At 66.5% G+C, this 22158-nt stretch carries 18 protein-coding genes and 2 pseudogenes; 6 read left to right on the forward strand and 14 right to left on the reverse strand.

The window, feature by feature from the left end; all coding sequences use genetic code 11:
• Positions 1 to 194: 194 nt before the first annotated feature.
• Positions 195 to 1085 (reverse strand): LysR family transcriptional regulator, encoded by an 891-nt coding sequence (locus OR16_RS13075; protein WP_006158432.1) that lies wholly within the window; start codon positions 1083 to 1085, stop codon positions 195 to 197.
• A gap of 101 nt (positions 1086 to 1186) precedes the next feature.
• Here OR16_RS13075 and OR16_RS48225 point away from each other — a divergent pair.
• Positions 1187 to 3204: pseudogene (locus OR16_RS48225) on the forward strand (alkyl/aryl-sulfatase).
• A gap of 213 nt (positions 3205 to 3417) precedes the next feature.
• Here OR16_RS48225 and OR16_RS13085 read toward each other — a convergent pair.
• The gene (locus OR16_RS13085; RefSeq protein ID WP_006158435.1) at positions 3418 to 4347 is read right to left on the reverse strand and encodes a LysR family transcriptional regulator; all 930 of its coding nucleotides are present in this window, start codon (positions 4345 to 4347) and stop codon (positions 3418 to 3420) included.
• Between the two features lie 115 nt (positions 4348 to 4462).
• Here OR16_RS13085 and OR16_RS13090 point away from each other — a divergent pair, with 115 nt between their 5' ends.
• The 3 genes from OR16_RS13090 to OR16_RS40415 are packed head-to-tail and all read left to right on the forward strand — an operon-like array spanning position 4463 to position 6563.
• Positions 4463 to 5152 (forward strand): HAD family hydrolase, encoded by a 690-nt coding sequence (locus OR16_RS13090; protein ID WP_006158436.1) that lies wholly within the window; start codon positions 4463 to 4465, stop codon positions 5150 to 5152.
• A 21-nt stretch (positions 5153 to 5173) separates the two neighbouring features.
• Positions 5174 to 6319: a DSD1 family PLP-dependent enzyme gene (locus OR16_RS13095; protein WP_006158437.1), complete on the forward strand. Its 1146-nt coding sequence runs from the start codon at positions 5174 to 5176 to the stop codon at positions 6317 to 6319.
• Positions 6309 to 6563 (forward strand): RidA family protein, encoded by a 255-nt coding sequence (locus tag OR16_RS40415; protein ID WP_006158438.1) that lies wholly within the window; start codon positions 6309 to 6311, stop codon positions 6561 to 6563. Before OR16_RS13095 ends, OR16_RS40415 begins: the two co-directional genes overlap by 11 nt.
• A 16-nt stretch (positions 6564 to 6579) precedes the next feature.
• Here the strand turns inward: OR16_RS40415 and OR16_RS13105 are convergent, their stop codons facing one another.
• Complete coding sequence (locus OR16_RS13105) at positions 6580 to 7665, reverse strand: SRPBCC domain-containing protein (protein ID WP_006158439.1); 1086 nt, start codon at positions 7663 to 7665, stop codon at positions 6580 to 6582.
• Between the two features lie 2 nt (positions 7666 to 7667).
• A pseudogene (locus tag OR16_RS13110) lies at positions 7668 to 7931 on the reverse strand (ArsR/SmtB family transcription factor); the annotation flags it as partial.
• Positions 7932 to 8093: 162 nt separating this feature from the next.
• Here OR16_RS13110 and OR16_RS13115 point away from each other — a divergent pair.
• Positions 8094 to 8441 carry a YkgJ family cysteine cluster protein gene (locus OR16_RS13115; RefSeq protein WP_006158441.1) on the forward strand — a complete coding sequence of 116 codons (348 nt, stop codon included), beginning with the start codon at positions 8094 to 8096 and terminating at the stop codon, positions 8439 to 8441.
• Positions 8442 to 8515: 74 nt separating this feature from the next.
• Here the strand turns inward: OR16_RS13115 and OR16_RS13120 are convergent, their stop codons facing one another.
• The 3 genes from OR16_RS13120 to hppD form a co-directional block, all read right to left on the reverse strand.
• Positions 8516 to 9718, reverse strand: a complete 1203-nt coding sequence (locus tag OR16_RS13120) for an amino acid aminotransferase (protein ID WP_006158442.1) — start codon at positions 9716 to 9718, stop codon at positions 8516 to 8518.
• 65 nt (positions 9719 to 9783) lie between these two features.
• Positions 9784 to 11178, reverse strand: coding sequence for an amino acid permease (locus OR16_RS13125; RefSeq protein WP_006158443.1), 1395 nt, complete (start codon positions 11176 to 11178; stop codon positions 9784 to 9786).
• 168 nt (positions 11179 to 11346) lie between these two features.
• Positions 11347 to 12420, reverse strand: a complete 1074-nt coding sequence (hppD, locus tag OR16_RS13130; RefSeq protein WP_006158444.1) for a 4-hydroxyphenylpyruvate dioxygenase — start codon at positions 12418 to 12420, stop codon at positions 11347 to 11349.
• A 209-nt stretch (positions 12421 to 12629) separates the two neighbouring features.
• On the opposite strand from hppD, the gene OR16_RS13135 reads away from it, so the two are divergent.
• Positions 12630 to 13130 (forward strand): Lrp/AsnC family transcriptional regulator, encoded by a 501-nt coding sequence (locus OR16_RS13135; RefSeq protein ID WP_043419584.1) that lies wholly within the window; start codon positions 12630 to 12632, stop codon positions 13128 to 13130.
• A 37-nt stretch (positions 13131 to 13167) separates the two neighbouring features.
• Here the strand turns inward: OR16_RS13135 and OR16_RS13140 are convergent, their stop codons facing one another.
• The 7 genes from OR16_RS13140 to OR16_RS13165 all read right to left on the reverse strand — a co-directional run bounded on the left by OR16_RS13140 (position 13168) and on the right by OR16_RS13165 (position 22146).
• Entirely contained in the window at positions 13168 to 14442 is a 1275-nt protein-coding gene (locus OR16_RS13140) for an MFS transporter (RefSeq protein WP_006158446.1), read from the reverse strand.
• Between the two features lie 152 nt (positions 14443 to 14594).
• The gene (locus OR16_RS13145) at positions 14595 to 14924 is read right to left on the reverse strand and encodes a hypothetical protein (RefSeq protein WP_006158447.1); all 330 of its coding nucleotides are present in this window, start codon (positions 14922 to 14924) and stop codon (positions 14595 to 14597) included.
• A gap of 240 nt (positions 14925 to 15164) precedes the next feature.
• Positions 15165 to 16088, reverse strand: coding sequence for a 3-keto-5-aminohexanoate cleavage protein (locus OR16_RS13150; protein ID WP_006158448.1), 924 nt, complete (start codon positions 16086 to 16088; stop codon positions 15165 to 15167).
• Between the two features lie 58 nt (positions 16089 to 16146).
• Positions 16147 to 18282, reverse strand: a complete 2136-nt coding sequence (locus OR16_RS45695; RefSeq protein WP_237717050.1) for an indolepyruvate ferredoxin oxidoreductase family protein — start codon at positions 18280 to 18282, stop codon at positions 16147 to 16149.
• A complete protein-coding gene (locus tag OR16_RS45700) occupies positions 18174 to 19628 on the reverse strand; it encodes a hypothetical protein (RefSeq protein ID WP_050982962.1) in 1455 nt (484 codons plus the stop codon). Before OR16_RS45700 ends, OR16_RS45695 begins: the two co-directional genes overlap by 109 nt.
• 146 nt (positions 19629 to 19774) lie before the next feature.
• Complete coding sequence (locus OR16_RS13160; protein ID WP_006158449.1) at positions 19775 to 21100, reverse strand: OmpP1/FadL family transporter; 1326 nt, start codon at positions 21098 to 21100, stop codon at positions 19775 to 19777.
• Positions 21101 to 21177: 77 nt separating this feature from the next.
• Positions 21178 to 22146: a fumarylacetoacetate hydrolase family protein gene (locus tag OR16_RS13165; RefSeq protein ID WP_006158450.1), complete on the reverse strand. Its 969-nt coding sequence runs from the start codon at positions 22144 to 22146 to the stop codon at positions 21178 to 21180.
• Positions 22147 to 22158 lie beyond the last annotated feature (12 nt).

The raw sequence follows: 22158 nt of genomic DNA on the forward strand, positions 1-22158 counted from the left end.
ACCTTGCTTTTCCTTTGACTTCACATCGTCGACAAACCCACCGGGCAATGGGGCATCGCCGTGGGTTCGGCGGGCGGCTAGGCGGGCTCCGCGCCTGGCTGCGCCTCGCGCTCGCCCAGTATGTTAAGAGAAAGTTACATCCGCGCAAACAAAGTTACATTTAGTTGGCTTTTCGTTGACGCTGGCGCAGGGGGTCAGGCGGCGGCCAGCACCGCTGCCACCGCCCTTTCCGCCGCCGGCGACAACGTGCGCTGCGCCAGGTGCACGACGACAAAGTCCATTGCCATGGAGACCGTGCCTGCCAGCGCCAGCGCCACCAGCGCGCCGCTCTCCAACTCCGCCTTGAGCGCCCGCGCGGGCGCCAGCAGCACCACATCGGATTGGCACGCCAGATGCCTGAGCGCATGAAAATCATTGCTCTGCACCTGAAACGGCAGGCTCTCGCCCGGCCGGCAGCCGAGCAGCCTGCGCAACTGGTCGTGGCCATGGTCCGGCAAGGGCACGGACACCAGGGTAGCCTCGCGCAATTGCGCCGGCGTGACTCGCCCGCCCGCAAGAGGATGGCCCGGGCGCGCGAACCAGCCCGATGGCTCGGGCCGCAGGCTCCGGAATTCCGGCTCGGCCGCCCCTGGCATGGTACGGCGCTCGGCAACCAGGAAATCCAGCGTCTCCGCATGCAGGGCGGCGAGCAGCGCCGGGGCGCTGTTGACCTCGGCCTTCACCCGCAGCTTCGGCCAGTCCCGGTTGAGGGCGCGCAGCACCTCGGGCAGCAGGATGGCCGCCGGAAACGGCCCCAACCCCATCTGCACGCTGCCAATCTCATGCTGCTGCACCAGCGTGAGGTCGCGCGCCAGGCAGCGGGTCTCGAACAGGATCCGCCGGGCCCGCTCCGCCACCATGCGCCCGGCCGCGGTCAGCGCCACGCCGCGCGGGCCGCGATCGAACAGGGGCATGCCGGCCTCGCCTTCCAGCGCCTGGATGCTGCGGGTCAGCGCGGGCTGGCTCAGGTGCACGCGGCGGGCGGCCCCCGCCAGCGAGCCCTCTTCCGCCACCGCGATCAGGTGTTCCAGCCGTTTCAGGTTCAAGGTATACGCCCCATGCATTGCTGGAATAAAAAACTTGCAATTGAATTATAGGTGGCGGTGGACTTCAATAGGCGTCCTCTTCGTGTCAGCGAGCATCGCCCATGTCCCGTCGCCGTACCCTTCCCGTTATCCTGGCGCTCGCCGCCTTCCAGTTGTCGACAGCCCAGGCCCAGACCGCCAGCGCGCCGGCCTCGCCCGCCTCGCCCGCCTCTCCCGCCTCGCCCGCCTCGCCCGCCACTACGCAGGCCAATGCGGCGTGGCTCCAGGCGCTGCCCTTCAGTGACCGTCAGGATTTCGAGGATGCGCGGCGCGGGCTGGTGGCGCGCTTCCCCGAGGGCACCATCCGCGGCGCGCAAGGCCGCGTGGCGTGGGACTTCAATGCCTACGCCTTCGAGCGCGCCGACGCCGCGCCGGCCACGGTCAACCCGAGCCTGTGGCGCCTCGCGCAACTCAACAATGAAGCGGGCCTGTTCAAGGTCACCGACCGCCTCTACCAGGTGCGCGGGGCCGACCTATCGAACATGAACATCATCGAGGGCGACACCGGCATCATCGTGATGGACCCGCTGATCGTGGCCGAGACCGCGCATGCCGCGCTGGAGCTGTACTACGCGCACCGGCCGCGCAAGCCGGTGGTCGCCGTGATCTACACGCACAGCCACGTCGATCACTTCGGCGGCGCCAAGGGCATCGTCAGCGAGGCCGACGTCAAGGCGGGCAAGGTGGCCGTGATCGCACCGGCGGGCTTCATGGAGGAAGCCATCAGCGAGAACGTGCTGGCGGGTAACGCCATGAGCCGGCGCGCGCAGTACATGTACGGCACCAGCCTGCCCCGCAGCGCGACCGGCCAGGTCGACGCGGGCTGGGCAAGGCCACCTCGCGCGGCACGGTCACGCTGCTTGCGCCCACCGATCTCATCGGCAAGACCATCGACACCCGCCGCGTCGACGGCATCGACATCGAGTTCCAGCTCACGCCCGGCACCGAGGCGCCGGCCGAGATGAACCTCTACTTCCCGCAGCTGCGCACGCTGTGCATCGCGGAGAACGCTGCCCGCACGCAGCACAACATCCTGACCATCCGCGGCGCGCAGGTGCGCGATGCCAAGGCGTGGTCGTTCTATATCGGCCAGGCGCTGGCCCGCTACGGCGAGCGCAGCGACATCCTGATCGCCCAGCACCACTGGCCCACCTGGGGCAAGGCGCGCATCAACGAGTTCCTGTCGGACCAGCGCGACATGTACGCCTACCTGAACGACCAGACGCTGCGCCTGATGAACCATGGCCTCACGCCCATGGACATCGCCGACACGCTGCGCAAGCTGCCCGAGCCGCTGGCCAGCAAATGGTATGCGCGCGACTACTACGGCTCGATCAGCCACAACGTGCGCGCCGTGTACCAACGCTACCTGGGCTTCTACGACGGCAACCCCGCCCACCTGAACCCGTTGCCGCCGGTGCAGAGCGCCCAAAAGACGATCGAATGGATGGGCGGGCCGGATGCCGTGCTGGCCAAGGCGCGCGAAGCCTACGCGCGCGGCGAATACCGCTGGGTGGCGCAGATCGGCAACGAGCTGGTCTTCGCCGACCCCGCCAACGCCGCGGCCCGCGCGTTGCAGGCCGACGCGCTGGAGCAGCTTGGCTACCAGGCCGAAAATGCCACCTGGCGCAACGCCTACCTGAGCGGGGCGCAGGAACTGCGCAACGGTGTCAAGCGCAGTGCGCCCGGCGGCACCACATCGGCCGACCTGGTACGCGCGCTGACCGTGCCGCATTTCTTCGACTACCTGGCGGTGCGCCTGAATGCCGACAAGGCTGCGGGCAAGGCCATGACGCTGAACTGGATCTTCACCGACCGGCAAGAGCGCTACGCCATGACGCTGCGCAACAGCGCCCTGACCTACCTGGCCGATTCGCAATCCCCACAGCCCACGGCAACCATCACGCTGGACAAGGCCACGCTCGATCGCATCAGCCTGAAGCAGCTGACGCTGCCCGAGGCGATCCGCGATGGCAGCATCCGCATCGACGGCAACCCGCAGGCGGTGGCGTCGCTGTTTGGCATGCTGGACAGCTTTGACGGGTACTTCAGCATTGTCACGCCGCAGGCGGCGCCTTGAGGTGGCGCCCGGGCGCAGCCCATCGGATCCCGATCCTGAGATTTTCTGCTGCCCGCCCTGTTTGAAGGGCTTCTTCGCTATCCTGACCTGTTCAAGGCATGGCAATGCCCTTCACCTTGCAGCAGCGACCTGGTGAGGCTTTGCGCTCACGCGGGAAGCCATCGCCGGGTACTGCGCAAACCCGGCGCGGTAGGCCCGGATCACGGAAGCGTTTTAGCGCGGTGGCGGCGGCCCCGGCTTGCCCAATGCCTCTTCGAAGAACTGCATCAACGCCTGTACCCGCGCCGTGCGGCCCCGCCGCGTGGGCACCAGCAGCGTCACCGGCGCGCTGTCGAACTCACAGCCAGCCAGCACCCGGACCAGCGTGCCGCGCTCCACCGCATCCGCCGTATCCCACTCGGAGCGCAGCACCAGGCCAAGCCCCTGCTCCGCCCACTGGCGCGCCACGCTGCCATCGTTGGTCGTAAAGGCCGGGACAACACGCAGCGTCTCGCGGGCCGATGGCCGCCGTGCGGCGCCCGCACCGGGCCGCCGGAAACGCCACAGCGTCACGTCCTCGTCGTTCTCGCGAATGCAGATGCAAGCGTGTTCAAGCAAATCGCGCGGGTCATCCGGCGTGCCGTGGGTGCGCAGGTAGGCCGGGCTTGCGCACAGCCACCGTTCATTGGGCGCGAGCACGCGGGCGATCCAGGATGAGTCCCGCACGGCGCCGATGTGCACCACCGCGTCCGAGTCATGCTTGTCGGGCCAGGGCGCCTCCCGCAGATCGAGTTGCAGGCGCAGGCCGGGATGGCGCTGTGCAAAGCGCGCGAGCACCGGCGCCACGTGGTGCCGGCCATAGCCGAAGGGGGCGGCGACGCGCAGCGTGCCCGTCAGGCGGCGGTCTTCCCGCCGGAATGACTCGGGCAGGGCCTCCAGTTGCGCCAGCAGCGCCGCGCCCTCCTGCGCAAAACGCTCGCCTTCCGGCGTAAGGCTCAGGCGCCGCGCGGTGCGGGTTGCCAGCGCCAGGCCCAGCGTGGCCTCCAGCTTGCGCAGGCGCATGGACAGCGCTGGCGGCGTCACATTGAGCGCGCGGGCGGCCGCGCTCAGGGACGGGGCCTGCGCCAGCGCCTCGACCAGCCTCAGGTCTTCGATCTGGATCATTAACTTCAGCTTAACGATTGATGTTCCAGTATTTAACCACGGACCGTGTACTCCTTCCTACACTGAGGGCCTGCTGTTCTGCTGTTCCGCTACTCCTCCCACATCAAAGGAACGTATGGAAACCCTCGACCAATCGCCCGCCCCTGCCTGGCCCCGTGCCGTCCTGTTCGACCTGCTCACCGCGCTGCTGGATTCCTGGACGGTATGGAACGCTGCCGCCGGCTCGGAGGCGCAAGGCCGGGCCTGGCGCGCCGAGTACCTGAAACGCACCTACGGTTGCGGCGCCTACGTCCCCTATGCGCAACTGGTGCGCGAGGCGGCCAGCCATGTGGGCCTGCCCGCCAGCGCGCCGCAGGCGCTCGACGCAGGCTGGGACAACCTCCCCGCGTGGGACGGTGCCCGAGAGCTGCTGCAAGCCCTGCGTCCGCATTGCCGCCTGGCGGTGGTCACGAACTGCTCCGAGCGGCTGGGGCGGCGCGCCGCGGACTTGCTCGAGATCGACTGGGATGTGGTGGTCACCTCCGAGGCAGCCGGCTTCTACAAGCCGGATCCGCGCCCCTACCAGCTCGCGCTGAAGCAACTCGGCGTGCAAGCGGCGGATGCCGCGTTTGTCGCCGGCTCGGGCTACGACATGTTCGGCACCTCGGCCGTCGGGCTGCGCACCTATTGGCATAACCGGGTCGGCCTGGCGCTGCCCGCCGGTGCACCGGCGCCCGCTGCGGAGTTCGCCACGCTGGAGCCGGCGCTGCCCTGGCTGCGCGACGACGTGCCCGCGCTGAAGGCCAAAGGCCTGCCCCTGGACTGACTGATCACTATCAAGGACGCTATGCATACCGCCACCCACCCGCTCGCGCGCCTCGAAACACCGGCAGCGGTAATCGACCTCCCCCGCATGCAACACAACATCCAGCGCATGCAGGCGCGCATGGCCGCACTCGGCGTGCAGTTCCGCCCGCATGCCAAGACCAGCAAATGCTCGCCGGTCGTGCAGGCGCAGATCGATGCCGGCGCGCGCGGCATCACCGTTTCCACCCTGAAGGAAGCTGCGCATTTCTTTGCCGATGGCATCACGGACATTCTCTACGGCGTGGGCATGGTCTCGACCAAGCTGCCCCAGGCCCTGGCGCTGCGCCGCCAGGGCTGCGACCTGAAGATCGTCACGGATAGCGTGGCAAGCGCCGAGGCCATCGTCGCGTATGGCGCCGCGCATGACGAGGCCTTCGAGGTCTGGATCGAGATCGACACGGATGGCCACCGCTCCGGCATCCGCCCGGACGAGGCCGCGCTGATCGACGTGGCTCGCGTGCTGCACGCAGGCGGCGCGCGGCTGGGCGGCGTGATGACGCACGCCGGCTCCAGCTACGACCTCGATGCACCCGAAGCCCTGGCGGCGATGGCGGAGCAGGAGCGGGCCGGCTGTGTCCGGGCGGCCGAACGGCTGCGCGCGGCCGGGCTGCCATGCGCGGTGGTCAGCGTGGGATCGACCCCCACGGCGCTATCCGCAACGAGCCTGGAAGGCGTGACCGAGGTGCGCGCGGGCGTCTATGTGTTCTTCGACCTGGTGATGCGCAACGTGGGCGTGTGCGCGACGCAGGACGTGGCGCTGAGCGTGCTGACCACCGTGATCGGGCACCAGGCGGACAAGGGCTGGGCCATCGTCGATGCGGGCTGGATGGCCATGAGCCGGGACCGCGGCACGCAAAAGCAGAAGCGCGATTTTGGCTATGGACAGGTCTGCGCCATCGACGGCACCGTGCTTGCGGGCTACGTGCTCAGCGGCGCCAACCAGGAACATGGCATCCTGTCGCGGGAAGGCACGCCTGAGCCAGACATCGCGGCGCGCTTTCCCATCGGCACCGTGCTGCGCATCCTGCCCAATCATGCGTGCGCGACTGGCGCGCAGTTCCCCGAATATCAAGCGCTCGCGCAAGACGGCGAGCTCGCTACCTGGAGCCGGTTCCATGGATGGTAACCAACCAAGCCCCGTGGTAAAGGCGGTCAGCCCCGCCGGGCTATCCGTGCCGGGCGGGCATTACAGCCATGCGACTGTGGCCAATGGTCTACACGGCATTGAACACTGGCCGGCATTCAATGCCATCTACGCGGCGTGGGCAGGCAGTGCGCGCCCGGCAAGGGCCGTGGTGCCGACCGGCGCGCTGCACTTTGGCCTGAAGGTGGAGGTGGAAGCGGTGGCGGTGCTCCTGCCCGCTGCGTAGCGGCTATGCGGTGGCGTCAGCCCATCTGCGGCTGCGTTGCGGCAAAGCTTGGCCGCTCGCGCATCACCGCCTGCGCGCGCCGCACGTTGGGGTACTTCTCCAGCAAGGCGGCGCCTTCGGGAAACATGCCGACGTAGGTCAGGATTGGCGCGAGGAACAGGTCCGCCATCGACATCGCCGTACCGACCAGGTAATCGCGATTGCCGTAGGCTTCGTCGAACGCGCCTAGCTGCGTGGCTATCTCCGGCAGCGCGGCATCGATCACGGCGCGCTCGGGCTGGCCGTTTTCGCCCTTGGGGAAGATGTACTGCAGTACGTAGCGACGCACCATGGCATCGTAGGCATGGCAGCTGATCAGGCTGATCCACTGCTCGCAGCGCGCATGGCCACTGGGGCCGGGTTGTCGCGGGAGCAGGCTCGGCCCCTCGAAGGCTTCCTCGATATAGGCCAGGATCGCGCGGGTCTCATAGAAGGAAATCGGGCCATCGGTGAGCACCGGAATGCGGCCGAACGGGCTATGCGCAAGCACCTCCGGCGAATGCGGCGGCACGGGCTGCAGCTTGTAGGCCACGCCCTTCTCCTCCAGCGCCATGCGCACCGTGCGGCAGTAGCTGCTGCGCGGGTCACCGATCACGGTGACGGAGCCGGCGCTGCCCTCGGGGTCCAGGAAATCGCTGAGGCGATTGAACACCGATTGCCAGCCACCCATGTGCGAATCGCGCAGGCCGGCCTCGGGAAAGCCGCTGTGGCGCATGTGCAGGTGGGTGCCGCCATCCTTGGCCGTCAGCGTGACCTCGATCAGCGTCTTGATCTCCTGCGGCATCGAGCCGGCTTCCCAGGCCCAGGTATAAGCGAGGAAATCCGCCCGGTCGATCGCCTGATACTCGCCGCCCACGATGTGCCTGGCACCATCGCGCCCGCCCATCACGATGCGGTACTTGCCGCCGACCCGCGCATCCGCGCTGGCCTCCAGCACCTGCATGCCACGCGGGCAATGCCACTCGGACAGCGCCGCCTGGCTGGTGAATGCGTCGAACACTTTCTCGCGCGGAGCGCGGATAAAGCGGTCCATTTCCAGATGGAAGGTAGCAGCTTGGGTCATTAGGTGCCCAGCCAGTCATGCGCGTCACGCAGCGCGTGCGCGCGCAGATGGCAGATGCGCCAGCGGGCGCTGACCTCCCGCTCGATCAGCCCGGCATCCGCCAGCACACGCAGGTGCTTGGAGATTGCCGGAGCCGACATGTCGAACGGCCGCGCCAGCTCGCTCACCGGCGCCTCCCCTTCGGCCAGGCGCGCAAGGATGGCGCGGCGAGTGGGATCGGCCAGTGCGGCAAAGATGGCGGTCAGCGGGTCGGTAGAGGATGGCATGGGTTCATTTAACCAATAGGTTAAGTGAAAGTCAAGCAAGAAGATCAAGGCATGCTGGGGGGGTGTACTCCAGGCACGCATGGCAGGCAATGCTGCCAACGTTGCTCCCGCGAGAGGCTAAACTCTTGCCGATGCGCTACGGGATCGATTAAGGGGGCCCAGATGATCAGTCAACAAATCAGGTTCTTTCGGCAACGGATACCCGCGTTCGAATGCACCCCGGGCTGCCATGACTGCTGCGGGCCGGTGATGACCTCGACGCACGAGATGTCGAGGCTTCCGGTCAAAACCGATGCGGAGCACGAAGCCGCGCTGACAAGCCTCAGTTGCCCGCATCTTGGCAGCCAGGGTTGCCAGGTCTATGCCGAGCGCCCGTTGATCTGCCGCTTGTTCGGCACCACGCCCCGGCTGGCCTGCCCGAACGGAAACCGGCCCGAGGAGATGGTCGACCCGGACATCGATCGCCAGATTCAACGATTCTTCGTTGAGACACGTCACGTACTGGTTTGAAGCAAACCGAGAGTTCACCGCCCCGCGCGGGCGGCAAGACCTGCCGCTCGCGCGGGACGTACTGCCGCCGTCCGTCAGGCTGGGCGTGCCAGCACGCTGGCAATGGCTTGCGCCACCTGGGTCACGTTGCGCTCGTTCAGCCCGGCCACGCACATGCGCCCCGAGCGCAGCAGGTACACGCCGTGTTCCGCGCGCAGGCGGTCCACCTGGTCAGCCGTCAGGCCGGTGTAGGTGAACATGCCGCGCTGCGTGAGGTAGCGCGACAGCGCCTCGCCGCTCACGTGCGCGGCCAGGCCGTTGTGGATGGCCACGCGCATCTTGGCGATGCGCTCGCACTTGCCCGTCAGCTCGCGTTCCCAGGTCGCGCGCAGCGCCGGCGTGGTCAGCACCTTGGCCACCACGCGGGCGCCGTGCGTGGGCGGGTTGCTGTAGTTGGCGCGCACCGCGCCGGTCAGTTGGCCGAGCACCCGGCCGGCTTCTTCGGCGCTGTCGCAGACCACGCTCAGCCCGCCGCAACGCTCGCCGTACAGCGAGAAGTTCTTCGAGAACGAATTCGCCACCAGGCACGGCACGCCCTGCGCAACCAGCTCGCGTACCGCGAAGGCATCGTCGTCCAGGCCGGCGCCAAAGCCCTGGTAGGCCATGTCGACGAACGGCAGCAGCTCATGCTGCTTGAGCAACGTGATGAGCTGGCGCCATTGATCGTGGTTGAGGTCCACGCCGGTGGGGTTGTGGCAGCAGGCGTGCAGCAGCACGATGCTGCGCTTCGGGATCAGGCGCAGCGCGTCCAGCATGGCGTCGAACTTCAGGCCACCGGTGGCGTCGTCATAGTACGGATACGTGTTGACGGTAAAGCCCGTGCGCTCGAAGATCACGCGATGGTTTTCCCAGCTCGGATCGCTGATCCAGACCTGGGCTTCGGGGAAATAACGCTTGAGGAAATCCGCGCCCACGCGCAGCGCGCCGGAGCCGCCCAGCGTCTGCACGGTGGCAACGCGGGACTCGGCGCGGGCCTGGCACTGCACGCCGAAGACCAGCGCCTGCACCGCGTCGCGGTACGCCGCAAACCCGGCCATCGGCAGGTAGGGGCGCGGGCCCATGTCGGCCATCAGCTCGGCTTCGGCCTGGCGCACGGCCTGCATCACCGGCAGCCGGCCTTCGTCATCGAAGTAGATGCCGATGCTCAGGTTGACCTTATCGGTCCTGGGATCGAGTTGAAAGCTCTCGTTGAGGGAGAGGATCGGGTCGCCCGGATAGGCATCGATGTGTTCGAACATTGGATACTCTGGCTGGTGTGCTGGGATGGATTGGAGCTGGCGGCCAGTGGCCGCCAGGGTCATCATTATGCCGATACGCGTTCGGGCAGGGCCGGTTCGGCACGCGCGCGCTTTTGCCTGAAGTAGTAGCTCAGGCCCAGTACGGCCAGCCATGCCGGAATCAGGTACACGGAGATGCGCAGGCCGGGTGTGAGGTACATCACGTAGAGGATACCCGCCAGGAAGGCCAGGCACACATAGTTTGTCAGCGGATAGCCCAGGCTCTTGAAACGCGTTTCCTGGCCGGCTGCGCGCTTGTCGCGGCGGAACTTGAGGTGAATGATGCTGATCATCGCCCAGTTGATGATCAGTGCCGAGACCACCAGCCCCATCAGCAGCTCGAAGGCCTCGCCGGGCATGAAGTAGTTGATCGCCACGCAAGCCGCGGTGGCCAGCGCGGACACGCCAAGCGCAGCCAGCGGGATGCCGCGCTTGTTGACCTTCAGCAGGCCCTTGGGCGCGTTGCCCTGCTTGGCCAGGCCGTACAGCATCCGGCTGTTGCAATACACGCCGCTGTTGTAGACGGACAGCGCGGCGGTCAGCACCACGGCATTCAATACGGTGGCGACGATGTCGCTGTTCATGGCGTGGAAGATCAGCACGAACGGGCTGCCGCCGGTAACGACCTTCTCCCACGGATACAGCGAAAGCAACACGCCCAGCGCGCCAACGTAGAAGATCAGGATGCGATAGATCACCTGGTTGGTGGCCTTGGGAATGGTCTTTTCGGGCTCATCCGCTTCCGCCGCGGTAATGCCCACCAGTTCCAGCCCGCCGAACGAGAACATGATCACCGCCATGGCCATGACCAGGCCGGAGATCCCGTTCGGGAAAAAGCCCCCGTGCTGCCACAGGTTGGACACGCTGGCCTGCGGGCCGGCCGTGCCGGACGCCAGCAGGTAGCCGCCGAACAGGATCATGCCGACGATGGCCAGCACCTTGACGATGGAGAACCAGAACTCCATTTCGCCAAACGACTTGACGCTGGTCAGGTTGATGGCGTTGATCAGGAGGAAGAACGCCAGCGCGGAAGTCCAGGTGGGGATATGCGGCCACCAGTACTGCACATAGATGCCCACCGCCGAGAGCTCCGCCATGCTGACCAGGATATAGAGCACCCAGTAGTTCCAGCCCGACATGAAGCCCGCGAAGCTGCCGCAGTATTTGTTGGCGAAGTGGCTGAAGGAGCCAGCCACGGATTCGTCGACCACCATCTCGCCAAGCTGGCGCATGATGAAGAACGCGATGATGCCGGCTACCGCGTAGCCGAGCAGGACCGAAGGCCCCGCCATCTTGATGGTCTGGGCGATGCCCAGGAACAGGCCCGTGCCGATCGCGCCGCCGAGCGCAATCAGCTGGATATGCCGGTTTTTCAAGCCACGCTTGAGTGTCTCTTCCGAGTTGCTGGAATTGGGAACCATGCTTTGTCTCTACCCACTCTTTTGGAATGTAGGCTGCGCTTCTCGCTTGTCGCGGGCGCTTTTAGCCAGGCACCGGCGCGCGCAGCCATGCTGCGGCGCGGCAGTGTTTTTTTGCGTTTGCAGTTCCCGCGGTATTCGCAGGAACTGCGGGTCAATGCCTTGTGGGCGTCAGACCTTGAGGGTGCCGCGCTCGATCTGGTCGCGCTCCAGCGATTCGAAGAGCGCCTTGAAATTGCCTTCGCCGAAGCCTTCGTCGCCCTTGCGCTGGATGAACTCGAAGAACACGGGGCCCAGCGACGACTTGGAGAAAATCTGCAGCAGCAGGCGCGGGTTGCCGCCTTCCGTGGTGCCATCCACCAGGATGCCGCGCGACTTGAGCTGGTCCACCGGCTGGCCGTGGCCGGGCAGGCGCTGTTCCAGGCCGTCGTAGTAGTAGTCGTTGGGCGCCGTCATCAGGGGCACGCCGGCCATCTGCAGGCTGTCGATGACTTCGATCAGGTTGTCCGTCAGGAAGGCGATGTGCTGGATGCCCTCGCCATTGAAGGCCATCAGGAATTCCTCGATCTGGCCGCTGCCCTTGGACGATTCTTCGTTCAGCGGGATGCGGATCTTGCCGTCCGGCGCGGTCATGGCCTTCGAGGTCAGGCCGGTGTATTCGCCCTGGATATCGAAATAGCGGATTTCGCGGAAGTTGAAGAGCTTTTCGTAGAAATTGGCCCAGTAAGCCATGCGGCCACGGTAGACGTTGTGCGTCAGGTGGTCGATCAGGCGCAGGCCGTGGCCCACCGGGTGGCGATCCACGCCTTCGATGAATTCGAAGTCGATATCGTAGATGGACTTGCCTTCTTCAAAGCGGTCGATCAGGTACAGCGGCGCGCCGCCGATGCCCTTGATCGCCGGCAGGCGCAGCTCCATCGGGCCGGTGGCGATTTCCACCGGCTGCGCGCCGAGTTCCAGCGCACGCGCATAAGCCTTGTGCGAGTCCTTCACGCGGAACGCCATGCCGCAGGCGCTGGGGCCATGCTCGGCGGCAAAGTAGGCTGCCGGGCTGTGCGGCTCGCGGTTGACGATGAAATTGATCTCGCCCTGGCGGTACAGCACCACATCCTTGGAGCGGTGGCGCGCCACCAGCGTAAAGCCCATCTGCTCGAAGATCGGTTCCAGTAGGTTGGGAGTAGGCGAGGCGAATTCCACGAATTCGAAGCCCATCAACTGCATCGGGTTTTCAAACAGATCGGCCATGGTGTGCTCAACGAAAAGTTGGGGGGACGAGAGAAATAATATTGCGGCTCCTGCGCGCCAGTGCCTCGATGCGCAGTGCCAGGCACGTGCGGAACAGGCTCTCATTTACCCGTCCGCACTGCTAATCTGGCGTTCAGTGTATATTCCGGGCCGCAAAATAGGATTTCGTAATCCACGCAGGCAAACCCTAGATCATGATATAAAATTTCATGATTCATGGATCGCAGGAAACGAAAGTGCACAAAGACGAGCTAGACCGCATCGACCGGCGCCTGCTGGGGGCTTTGCAGGAGAATGGGCGCGCGTCCAACCTGGAACTGGCCGAGGCCATCCGCCTGTCGCCGGCCCAGACGCTGCGCCGCCACCGGCGGCTGGAGGAGCTTGGCGTCATCAAGCGCTACGAGGCCCGGCTGGACTCCGCCAGCCTGGGTTTCGGCGTGGTGGCCTTTATCCACGTCACGATGGAGCGTGGCCATATCCGGGACCTGTCGAATTTCAAGGGGCTGGTCGCCGAACTGGCACAGATCCAGGAATGCTTCTCCGTGACCGGCGATATCGACTACGTGCTGAAGGTGGTGGCGCGCGACCTGAAGTCGCTGTCGGATTTCCTGCTCGACACCTTGATGCGCATCCCGGGCGTGAGCGGCGTGAAGTCCAGCGTCTGCCTGGACGAGATCAAGTGCACCAGCGCGATGCCGCTGGATGCTTGAGCCCGAAAGGTCGAGTGATGAACCGAGGCAGCGGGGCTCAGCGCTTGACCACGGACGGACTGGACGGGCTGAAGAAATACGGTGCCACGGCAAGCGCCACGACCGCGGCAGCCGTGAGAAAGATCGTCGAATAGGTCTTCGCCACCGGCCAGTGCCGGGCGTCGCCCATGCTGGCGATCATGCCGAACCCCCACGACGTCAGCGCCGAGCCCAGGAACACGAAGGTGTTGAGCACGCCAAGCCCGCGCCCGCGCGAGGACGGCGGCACCAGGCCGCGGCCCTGCGCCATGATCAGCGGATGCAGCATGCCGATGGTCGACAGCAAAGCCATCAGCCCCACCCCCGAGACAATGCCGTGCGTGGGCCAGATGCTCAGCAGGATGGCACCGCACATCGCCAGGCAGGACCATCCCGCGATGGTGGTCTTGAGCGAGCCGCGCCGGACCAGCACGGGCAGGAAGAACGCCGTCAGGAATCCACTCACGCTCAGCAGGGTCAGCGCGATGCCGCGCGAGCCGGAATCCAGGCCGTACACGCTGGCCAGGTAAGGGCCGCTCCACGCGTTGCGGAACGCCGTGCCCGCCGCCATGGCCAGGCATATCGGGATCAGGGTCCACAAGGGGACGATGGCCAGCAGCTTTGCGCTTTGCAAGAGCATGGAGCCCAGCGGCACATTGCGCGCCTCGGCGTGGCCATCATCCCGCACGAAGCGCCAGACGCCGTAGCAGGCCACCACCATGCACAGCGCCGCGACCGACATCGCCACCCGCCAGCCGAGCAGATGCATGGCCCACCCGAGCGGCGCCGTGGCGCACAGCGCGCCGATCATGCCGGTGGCATTGGACTGGCTGACAACCCGCGTGTAGTTTTTTTCGGAGAGCTGCTCGGAAGCAAAATGCAGCAGCCCCATGAACACCGGCGCGCAGGCCAGCCCAAGCCCGGCCTGCGCCAGCATGGCGACGGCACCGTTTGGCGCCAGCGAGAACACGATGGCGGACACCGCGCCAATGGCCAGCAGCAAGGACGTCGGCTTGCCGACGCCATACCGGTCGAACGCAATCCCCACGGGAATCTGCGCGACCGCGAATGCCAGGAAGAAGGAGGAAGACAGGGTGCCGAACCCTGCCGCCGACAAGCCAAAGTCATGCTGGAGTTCCGGCGCCATCACCGCCAGGCAGCTGCGATAGAACTGGCTCAGCGCAAACGCGAAGGTCAGCAGGACGATACCGCGACGCGCGCGCCGCGCCAGGGTCCCGGCGTCAGGCGTCGAGGTGAGCTCGCGATTGCGCGCGGCGCTGGCCGGATTGTTCAACTTGATGTCTCTTCACGTAGTAGGGCTGCCCTTTGACAAGGCTTGACAAGGCTTGACCAGGCTGTCCCGAAGCGCGCGGCAGCGTTCAGGATGCAGGACCGATATTCTACGCCCGCTCCCGCCGGCCTGCTCCGGGCAAGCGCTCGCCCGCGCTATGCCCCGGCGGTAAATAGTGCGAATGCGGCAATGATCGCGATCAGAAGGATGGGGAACGCCCAATACTGCATGGGGATCCAAAACAACGTATGGCGCTTGCGAAGCTCCACCGATTCCTGCGTGTTGGGATCGACCAGGATGCGGCCCGGACGGGAATTGAGGCGCTTGCCGAGAAAGAAGACCGCCGCAGCCGACAGGATCAGCGATAGCACGATGGTCGCGATGTTGGAGAGATTCACCATTGAGCCCAGCAAGCTCATGACAAGCAGGACGGCTAGGGGCACGAGCACCACGAGAAAACCTAAGCCTTGCCAGATCAGAAACATTTAAAACTCCCGGGTATGGATATCAAGCGGATACAAGGACGAATGCCCCGGATCCGGGGCACTGATGACGAATTATATCGATGCGCCTGATTAATCACAAACCAAAATCCCGGGCCACCCCGTTGTGTCGGGGGCCCGGCCACGGCAGGAATGCCCGGCAAGCGCGGCTTAGCGCGCCAGCAACTGCCTTCTGGTCCGTCGGCGCCTTGAGCCCCCTCTCCACGGGCGTGCCCTTGCGCTTCAAAAACCAACGTTGCCGCGCCCCTTCAGCTTCAGCAGATTCCGTGCCTCATCCGGCGTGGCAACCTCAAGCGACAGGGCTTCGATAATGCTCCGCACCCTCAGCACCTGCGCGGCATTGCTGTTGGCGAGCTTGCCGGGGCCATCCCATAGGGAATCCTCAAGGCCAACCCGCACGTGGCCGCCAACCGATGCGCTGATCGCCGCCGCCGGCATCTGGTTGCGCCCTGCCCCCAGCACCGACCAGACATAGTCCTTGCCGAACAGCCGGTCCGCCGTGCGGCGCATATGCATGAGGTCCTCCACATGCGCGCCGATGCCGCCGCGCAGGCCGAGCACCGACTGGATCAGCAGCGGCGGCGTCAACAACGCGCGATCCAGGAAATGGGCCGCCGTGTACAAGTGGCCGATGTCATAGCACTCGATCTCGAAGCGGGTCTGGTTCTCGCTGCAAGACTGCAGGATATGGGCGATGTCCTTGAACGTATTCCGGAAGATGCCGTCGTAGCTGCGCTCCAGGTAGGGGCGCTCCCAATCGTGCTTGAGGTCCTTGAAACGGTCCAGCAGTTCGTAAAGGCCGAAGTTCATCGTGCCCATGTTCAGGGAGGCCACTTCGGGGCTCAGCTGCAGCGCGGGCTGCAGGCGCTCCTCGACGCTCATGGTGGGCGCGCCGCCCGTGGTCAGGTTGATCACCACGTCGCACGCCGCCTTGATGGCGGGCGCGAACCGGCGAAACAGCGCCGGGTCCTGCGAAGGGCGTCCGTCCTCGGGATGGCGCGCGTGGAGGTGCACGATGGCGGCGCCCGCCTGTGCGGCGCCGATGGCGCTCGCGGCGATCTCGTCGGGCGTGAGCGGCAGGTGGGGCGACATGGAAGGCGTGTGGATCGACCCGGTGATGGCGCAAGTGATGATGACTTTGTTCATTGAGGCGTCTTTCGTCCAAGGAGGTGGTGGTGCGGCATGCATGGCATGCCGCGGCCCGTTAGCGTTCCGGGTGCGAACCGGCCGAACTGCCCCAGGCCGTGGCCCGCCTGGCGAATCCGGCCTGCGCCTGCCGCTCGCGCACATGCCCGTACCCGCGCACACTGGCAGGCCACGAGAGCAGTTCCCGCAGGCGCTCCCCCGGCCATTGATCCGCCGTGCCTGCGATGCCATCCAGATCGTCTTCGTAGGCATCGCGCACGCGGCGATTGAGTTGCGCCTCGGCCCCACGGGCGAATGGATCCAGCCAGCTGCCGCGCAGGAAGCGCATGCCCGCCAGCAAGCGGAACGCGGGCCGTATCCAGCTGCCCACCGCCGTCTTGCCGGTCTTGCCGGTGACCTTGTCGAACTTGCCGAACGGGCCGCCCGCCAGATGGAACCTGACTCGGAACTCGCCTTCGAACGCCTCGTTCAGGGACTGCAGGAATGCCGGGCGCGAGTACAGTCGCGCGACCTCGAACTCATCCTTGACCGCCAGCACGCGGAAATACTGCGTAGCCACCTGCCGGACCAGGGTCTCGGCGTCGCTGCGGCCCGCCAGCGTGCGCTGCACCGATCCGATCCGCTTGCGGTAGCGATCCGCCAGCGCGGCGTTTTGATAGTCCGCAAGGCGCCGGGCCCGGTCCTCGATCAGGTCAGCCAGGGATCCCCCGGCCTTCATCGTCAGTTGAACGACCTGCGCGGGTGCCATGAGGCGACGCACGGCCACGCTGTCATGCGCGAGCCAGCGGCCCAGCGCGAACGCCTTCAGGTTGGCGCCGGTGGATACGCCGTTGAGCTGTATCGCCTTCTCCATTGCAGCCCGGTGCACCGGGATCGCACCTTGCTGCCAGGCATAGCCGAGCAGCAGCATGTTCGCGAGGATGGCGTCGCCCAGCAACTGCTGCGCGAGCGCCGTCACATCGATGCACTCGGCACGCCCGCCCAGCGCCTCGTTCAGGCGATGCTTGAGTTCGGCCTCGTTGGCCGACCAGTCAGGCTGGCTGGTGAAATCGCTGGTGGGAACCACCTCCGTGTTGACAAAGGCGCGCGCCGTACCGGGGCGCAGCCTTGACAGCGCATCCGCGCCGGCCGCGACGATCAGGTCGCAGCCCAGCAGCACGTCGGCCTCAGCGCTGCCGATGCGCGCGGCGTGCAGCATGGCGGCACTCGGGGCGATACGGATATGCGAGCCCACCGCGCCGTATTTCTGCGACAGCCCGGTCACATCGAGCGAGCTGCCGGCCTTGCCGTCCAGGTGCGCCGCCATGGTCAGCACGCCGCCGATGGTCACCACGCCGGTGCCGCCGATGCCCGCGACGAGGATGGCCCTTGGCTCGAAATCGTCCGGGATGACGATGTCAGGCAACACCGGAATGGTGAAGCCCGCCGCCGGCCCGCCTGGCGGCCGGCGCGGCTTTGCCCCCTCCAGCGTGACAAAACTCGGGCAAAAGCCGCGCACGCAGGACAGGTCCTTGTTGCACGACGACTGGTTGATCTTGCGTTTGCGGCCCAACTCCGTCTCAAGCGGCTCGATGGCAAGGCAGCCGGACTGTTCGCCGCAATCGCCGCACCCCTCGCAGACCTCGGGATCGATATAGGTGCGCACCTGCGGATCGGGCAGCTTGCCGCGCTTGCGCAGCCGGCGCGCCTCGGTGGCGCAGGCCTGGTCGTAGATCAGCACCGACAGGCCGGGATAGGCGCGCAACGCGATCTGCACCGTCTCAAGCGCCGCCCGGTCGTACACGGGCACGCCCAGCCTGGCCCGGCGCGGCGCATCGTAAGCGGTCACATCGTCGGTAACCAGGACGATCTTCTTGACCCCCTCCGCCTGCAACTGGGCCACGGCCTTGTCGACGCTGAGCTCGCCGTCCACGGGCTGGCCACCGGTCATGGAGACGAAGCCGTTGAACAACAGCTTGTAGGTCATGCGCAGATTGGCCGCGAGCGCCTGGCGGATGGCCAGGTAGCCGGAATGGAAGTAGGTCCCGTCGCCCATGTTGGCAAAGACATGGGGCTCGCTGGTGAAGGGCGACTGCCCCATCCACATCATCCCCTCGCCACCCATATGCGAGACGGTGTGCGTCTTCTTCGGGTCGTTGAGCATGGCGATCGTATGGCAGCCGATGCCCGCCAGCGCCCGGCTGCCATCGGGCAGGCGGGTCGATGTATCGGGCAGCCCGCGCAAAAGCTCGGGCGGCGCAGCGGCACGGCTTGTCCCGGCATTGCCGCGGGGACGGCGTCCCGTGCCGCATTTGGTGCCACGATCGGGGCCACGATCGCCAGCCCCAGCAAGCGCTGGATGGCCTCGGCGATCTGCAGCACGCTCAGCTCATTGCAGATTGGCAGCACCGGCGCGCCTCGGGAGGCCGACCATTCCGTCGCGCCGTCGAACTTGCCGCGCACCACCGGCGGCTGCGCCATGCGCGCATCGAAGAGGATGGACTTGAGTTGCGACTCGAGCAGCGGGCGCTTTTCCTCGATCACCAGGATGGTGTCGAGCCCGTGCGCGAACGCCCGCACGATCTCGTCCTCCAGCGGCCACACCATGCCGATCTTGAGCAAGCGCAGCGCGCCGCCACGCGCATCGTTGGCATCGATGCCAAGGCGTTGCAACGCCTGCATGGTGTCGGCGTAGGACTTGCCAGCGGTGACGATCCCTACCCTGGCGCTCTTGCCAGGCCACGCCAGGCGGTTGAGCCCGGCCGCCCGCGCGAACTGCACCGCCGCCGGCAGCTTGTGCACGTACAAGCGCTCCTCCGCCGCCGGCGCCATTTCGAAGGCGCGGATATGCAAGGGCCCGTTGGCGTCGGGCAACGCCCCCAACGGCTCCTGCCGCCCCACCTCGACTTCGCCGGCGGATTCCACCACATCGGTCACCAGCTTCATGCCAACCCAGCATCCGGTGCGCCGTGACATCTCGATGCCACGCAGGCCGAAATCGATGATGTCCTGCACGTTGGCCGGATACAGCACCGGTATGCCCGCCGCGATCAGCGAGAAATCCGACTGGTGGGCGGTGGTCGACGACTTGGCGCTATGGTCGTCTCCCGCCAGCACCAGCACGCCGCCGGATGCGCTGGTGCCGGCCAGGTTGCCGTGCTTGAGCGGGTCGCCGCTGCGGTCCACGCCCGGCCCCTTGCCGTACCAGATGCCAAATACGCCATCCACCGTGGCGCCGGGAAACGTGCCGACGTACTGCGTGCCCCACACGGCGGTGGCGGCCAGGTCCTCGTTGACGCCAGGCTGGAAGCGCACGTTCGCCGCCTGCAGCAGCGGCTGGATGCGCCACAGCTCCATGTCCAGCCGCCCCAGCGGCGAGCCACGGTAGCCGGAGATAAAGCCCCCGGTGTTCTTGCCCAGGCGGGCATCGTTGCGGCGCTGGTCTAGCGCGATGCGCAGGATCGCCTGGTTGCCGGTGAGGAACACCTTGCCGGCCGGCTGCTCGAACCGGTCGTCCAGGCTGGGCGGCTCCAACGCCGCTGGCGCCGTCCGCGCGTTCATGCCGCACCGCCATTGCGTGCGGTTGCAAGTGCGGATACCAGCGCGCTTGCTACCCGGTTGCCGCTAGAGCGCGGAAGAAGACAAGCCGTCATCGAGACAAACTCCGTGATGAATGAACAGAAAGACAGAAGAAGCGCCGGGGGCGGTCAAAAGCGCTGCGAGTACTGCACGCCAATGCTTTGCTGCCGCGTTGCCAGGGTCTCCTGGCCCGCGACCGTGGCGTTGCCCGAGAGTTGCGTGGCCACGGCCGACGCCAGCGCCGAGCTGCCCGAGGTGGTGTGGGCCGGTGACAAGGAGTAGAAGACCGACCAGGTGGCATTGGAGGCGGTCGCATAACCCAGCCCGAGCGTGTAATGCCTGCGGAACGTGGCCGGCGCGGTGACGTTGTTCGCCGTATCCTCATCGGCATAGGCCGCGCTGTTGAACGAGACGCCGCCCGACACGTGCCAGGCCGGCGTCACCTGGTAGCGCACCCCCAGCTTGAAGACATTGATGTCCTTCCACCCGTTGCCCGGGCCGCCGCTGCTGCCGCGCAAGGCGGTGCCGTCGAACGCGCGATTGCCGAGGCCCGACGTGCCCGAGTAGTTGATGCGCTGGTAGTCGAACAGGAAGGACAGATCCTGCCTCGGCGACCATTGCATGCCGAGCAGCAGGTTCTCCGGGATATCCAGGCGGCCCTGATCCGCCAGCAGGCCCTCGTACTCCTTGAGCCGCCCCATGCGGATGCGGGGCGAGTACGCCGCGCCGAAGCTGAGCGCGTCGCTGGCGCGCCAATAGGACCCAACCCGCATGCCGATGCCAAACGACGACGCCGTGCCCTGGTTGGTCAGGTGGTTCGGCGCCGCCGACTGCGGCGCGAGCGCCTGCAGGCCCTCCGCGCTGAAGAGCTGCCCCGCGATCAGCAGCGAGAAACCGACCGAGAACGACTCGGAGACCTTGGCGGACACGGTCGGCGCCATCGTTAGCTGCTTGATCGTGGTGGCGGCCCTGCCGCTGCCGCATAGCAAGTTGCCGCGATAGGTGGTGCCGGGCGGTGCCGGCGACGGCGCCAGGCAGGTGGTGGTGTTGCCCTCGAAGTACGTGCCGGCGCCATTGCTGTAGCCAACGATGCTCAGCGACAGGTCCGGATTGATCATGCGGCTGTACGCGATATCGGACAGCGGCACCCAGCGGCTCTCGCTGTCCGTGCGGGTGTCGAGCGCCCCGCTCACTGGCGGCGGCAGGCCCGCGGTGCGGCTCATGCTGGTCCTGCCGTTGATGGCGATCAGGTTGCCGTCGAAGCGGTTGCCCGCCCAGACGGTGGTGGCGGGGTTGCTCGCGCCGCCGAACGCATCCCGCGTCGACGCTGCCGCGGCGCCTGCCACGCCGCGCGCTTCCGCGCCGTAGCCGAGCTGGAAGTAGCCGTTGTCGGCCAGCGCAAGCGCGGGGCACAGTGCTGCCGCGGATGTGACGATCCACTGTCTTGAATTCACTGCTGTCTCCTTTGTCGTTGTTATCAAAGCGGGATCGTCTCTGCGCTCCTCGCGATTCTTGGGGGGGGCTGCTACGGTCAATGCCCGGTGATCGAGTTCGTCAGGACGCCGAGCCCGGCGATCTCCACGTCGACCCGGTCGCCGTCATGCAGGAAGCGCCATTGCTCGATGCCGGCGCAATTCGGCACACAGCCGGTGGCAAGCAGCTCGCCGCCGTGCAGCGTCTCGTTGGCCGACGCGTAGCTGACGATCCGGTCGATGCGGTGGGTCATCCCCGCCGTGCTGCCCTCGCCGCGCACCTCGCCGTTGACGCGCACGGTCACATCCAGCGCGTGCGGATCGCGGATCTCGTCCGCGGTGACGATCCACGGGCCGAGGCTGTTGCTGCCGTCGAAGTCCTTCCCCTTCGCCGGGCCAGCGCTGGGCCGGGCGCGCATCTCCCTCATGAGCTGCGCGCGTTCCGAGAAGTCGTTGAAGATCACGTAGCCAAAGACATGCGACATCGCCGCCGAGGCGCCGATGTTCTTGCCGGGACGCCCGACGATGACGCCTAGTTCGGCCTCATAGTCGAGCTTGGCGCCGGGATCCGGCCGGAGCACCTTGCTGCCGTGGCCGGACAGGTTGAGACGCACGCCCTTGTAGTAGATCGGCGTTTCGTAGAAGGCCTTTGGCACCTTGCCGGCGCCAAGCGCGCGCATCAGCATCCCGGTCAACGGGCTGACGCCGTGCGCCATGACCTGTTTGAACGCATTCTTCAGGTGCTGCTCGTACACGCTGAAACAGCGGATCTGCGGGGGACGGTATGGCACCTCGATGCGCACCTGGCGCAGCGCATGCGCCTGCTGCGGGCGACCCGGTTGCGTGCCCTGTGCTTGCAGCTTGCGCAGGGCAGGCAGGGTTGCGTCCTGGTGCTCGATCAGCGCCAGCAAGGTGGCAAAGCGCGGATCGCCCGCAAAGGATGCGGTCACATCCAGCACGCGGTCGCCTGATAGCGCCAGGCCGACGTGGCTCGCCACGTCGGCGGCGGAGAACGTACACAGTCTCACGGTGGCCGGCCT

The organism is Cupriavidus basilensis OR16 (genome assembly GCF_000243095.1).
Classification (GTDB): Bacteria; Pseudomonadota; Gammaproteobacteria; order Burkholderiales; family Burkholderiaceae; genus Cupriavidus; species Cupriavidus basilensis_D.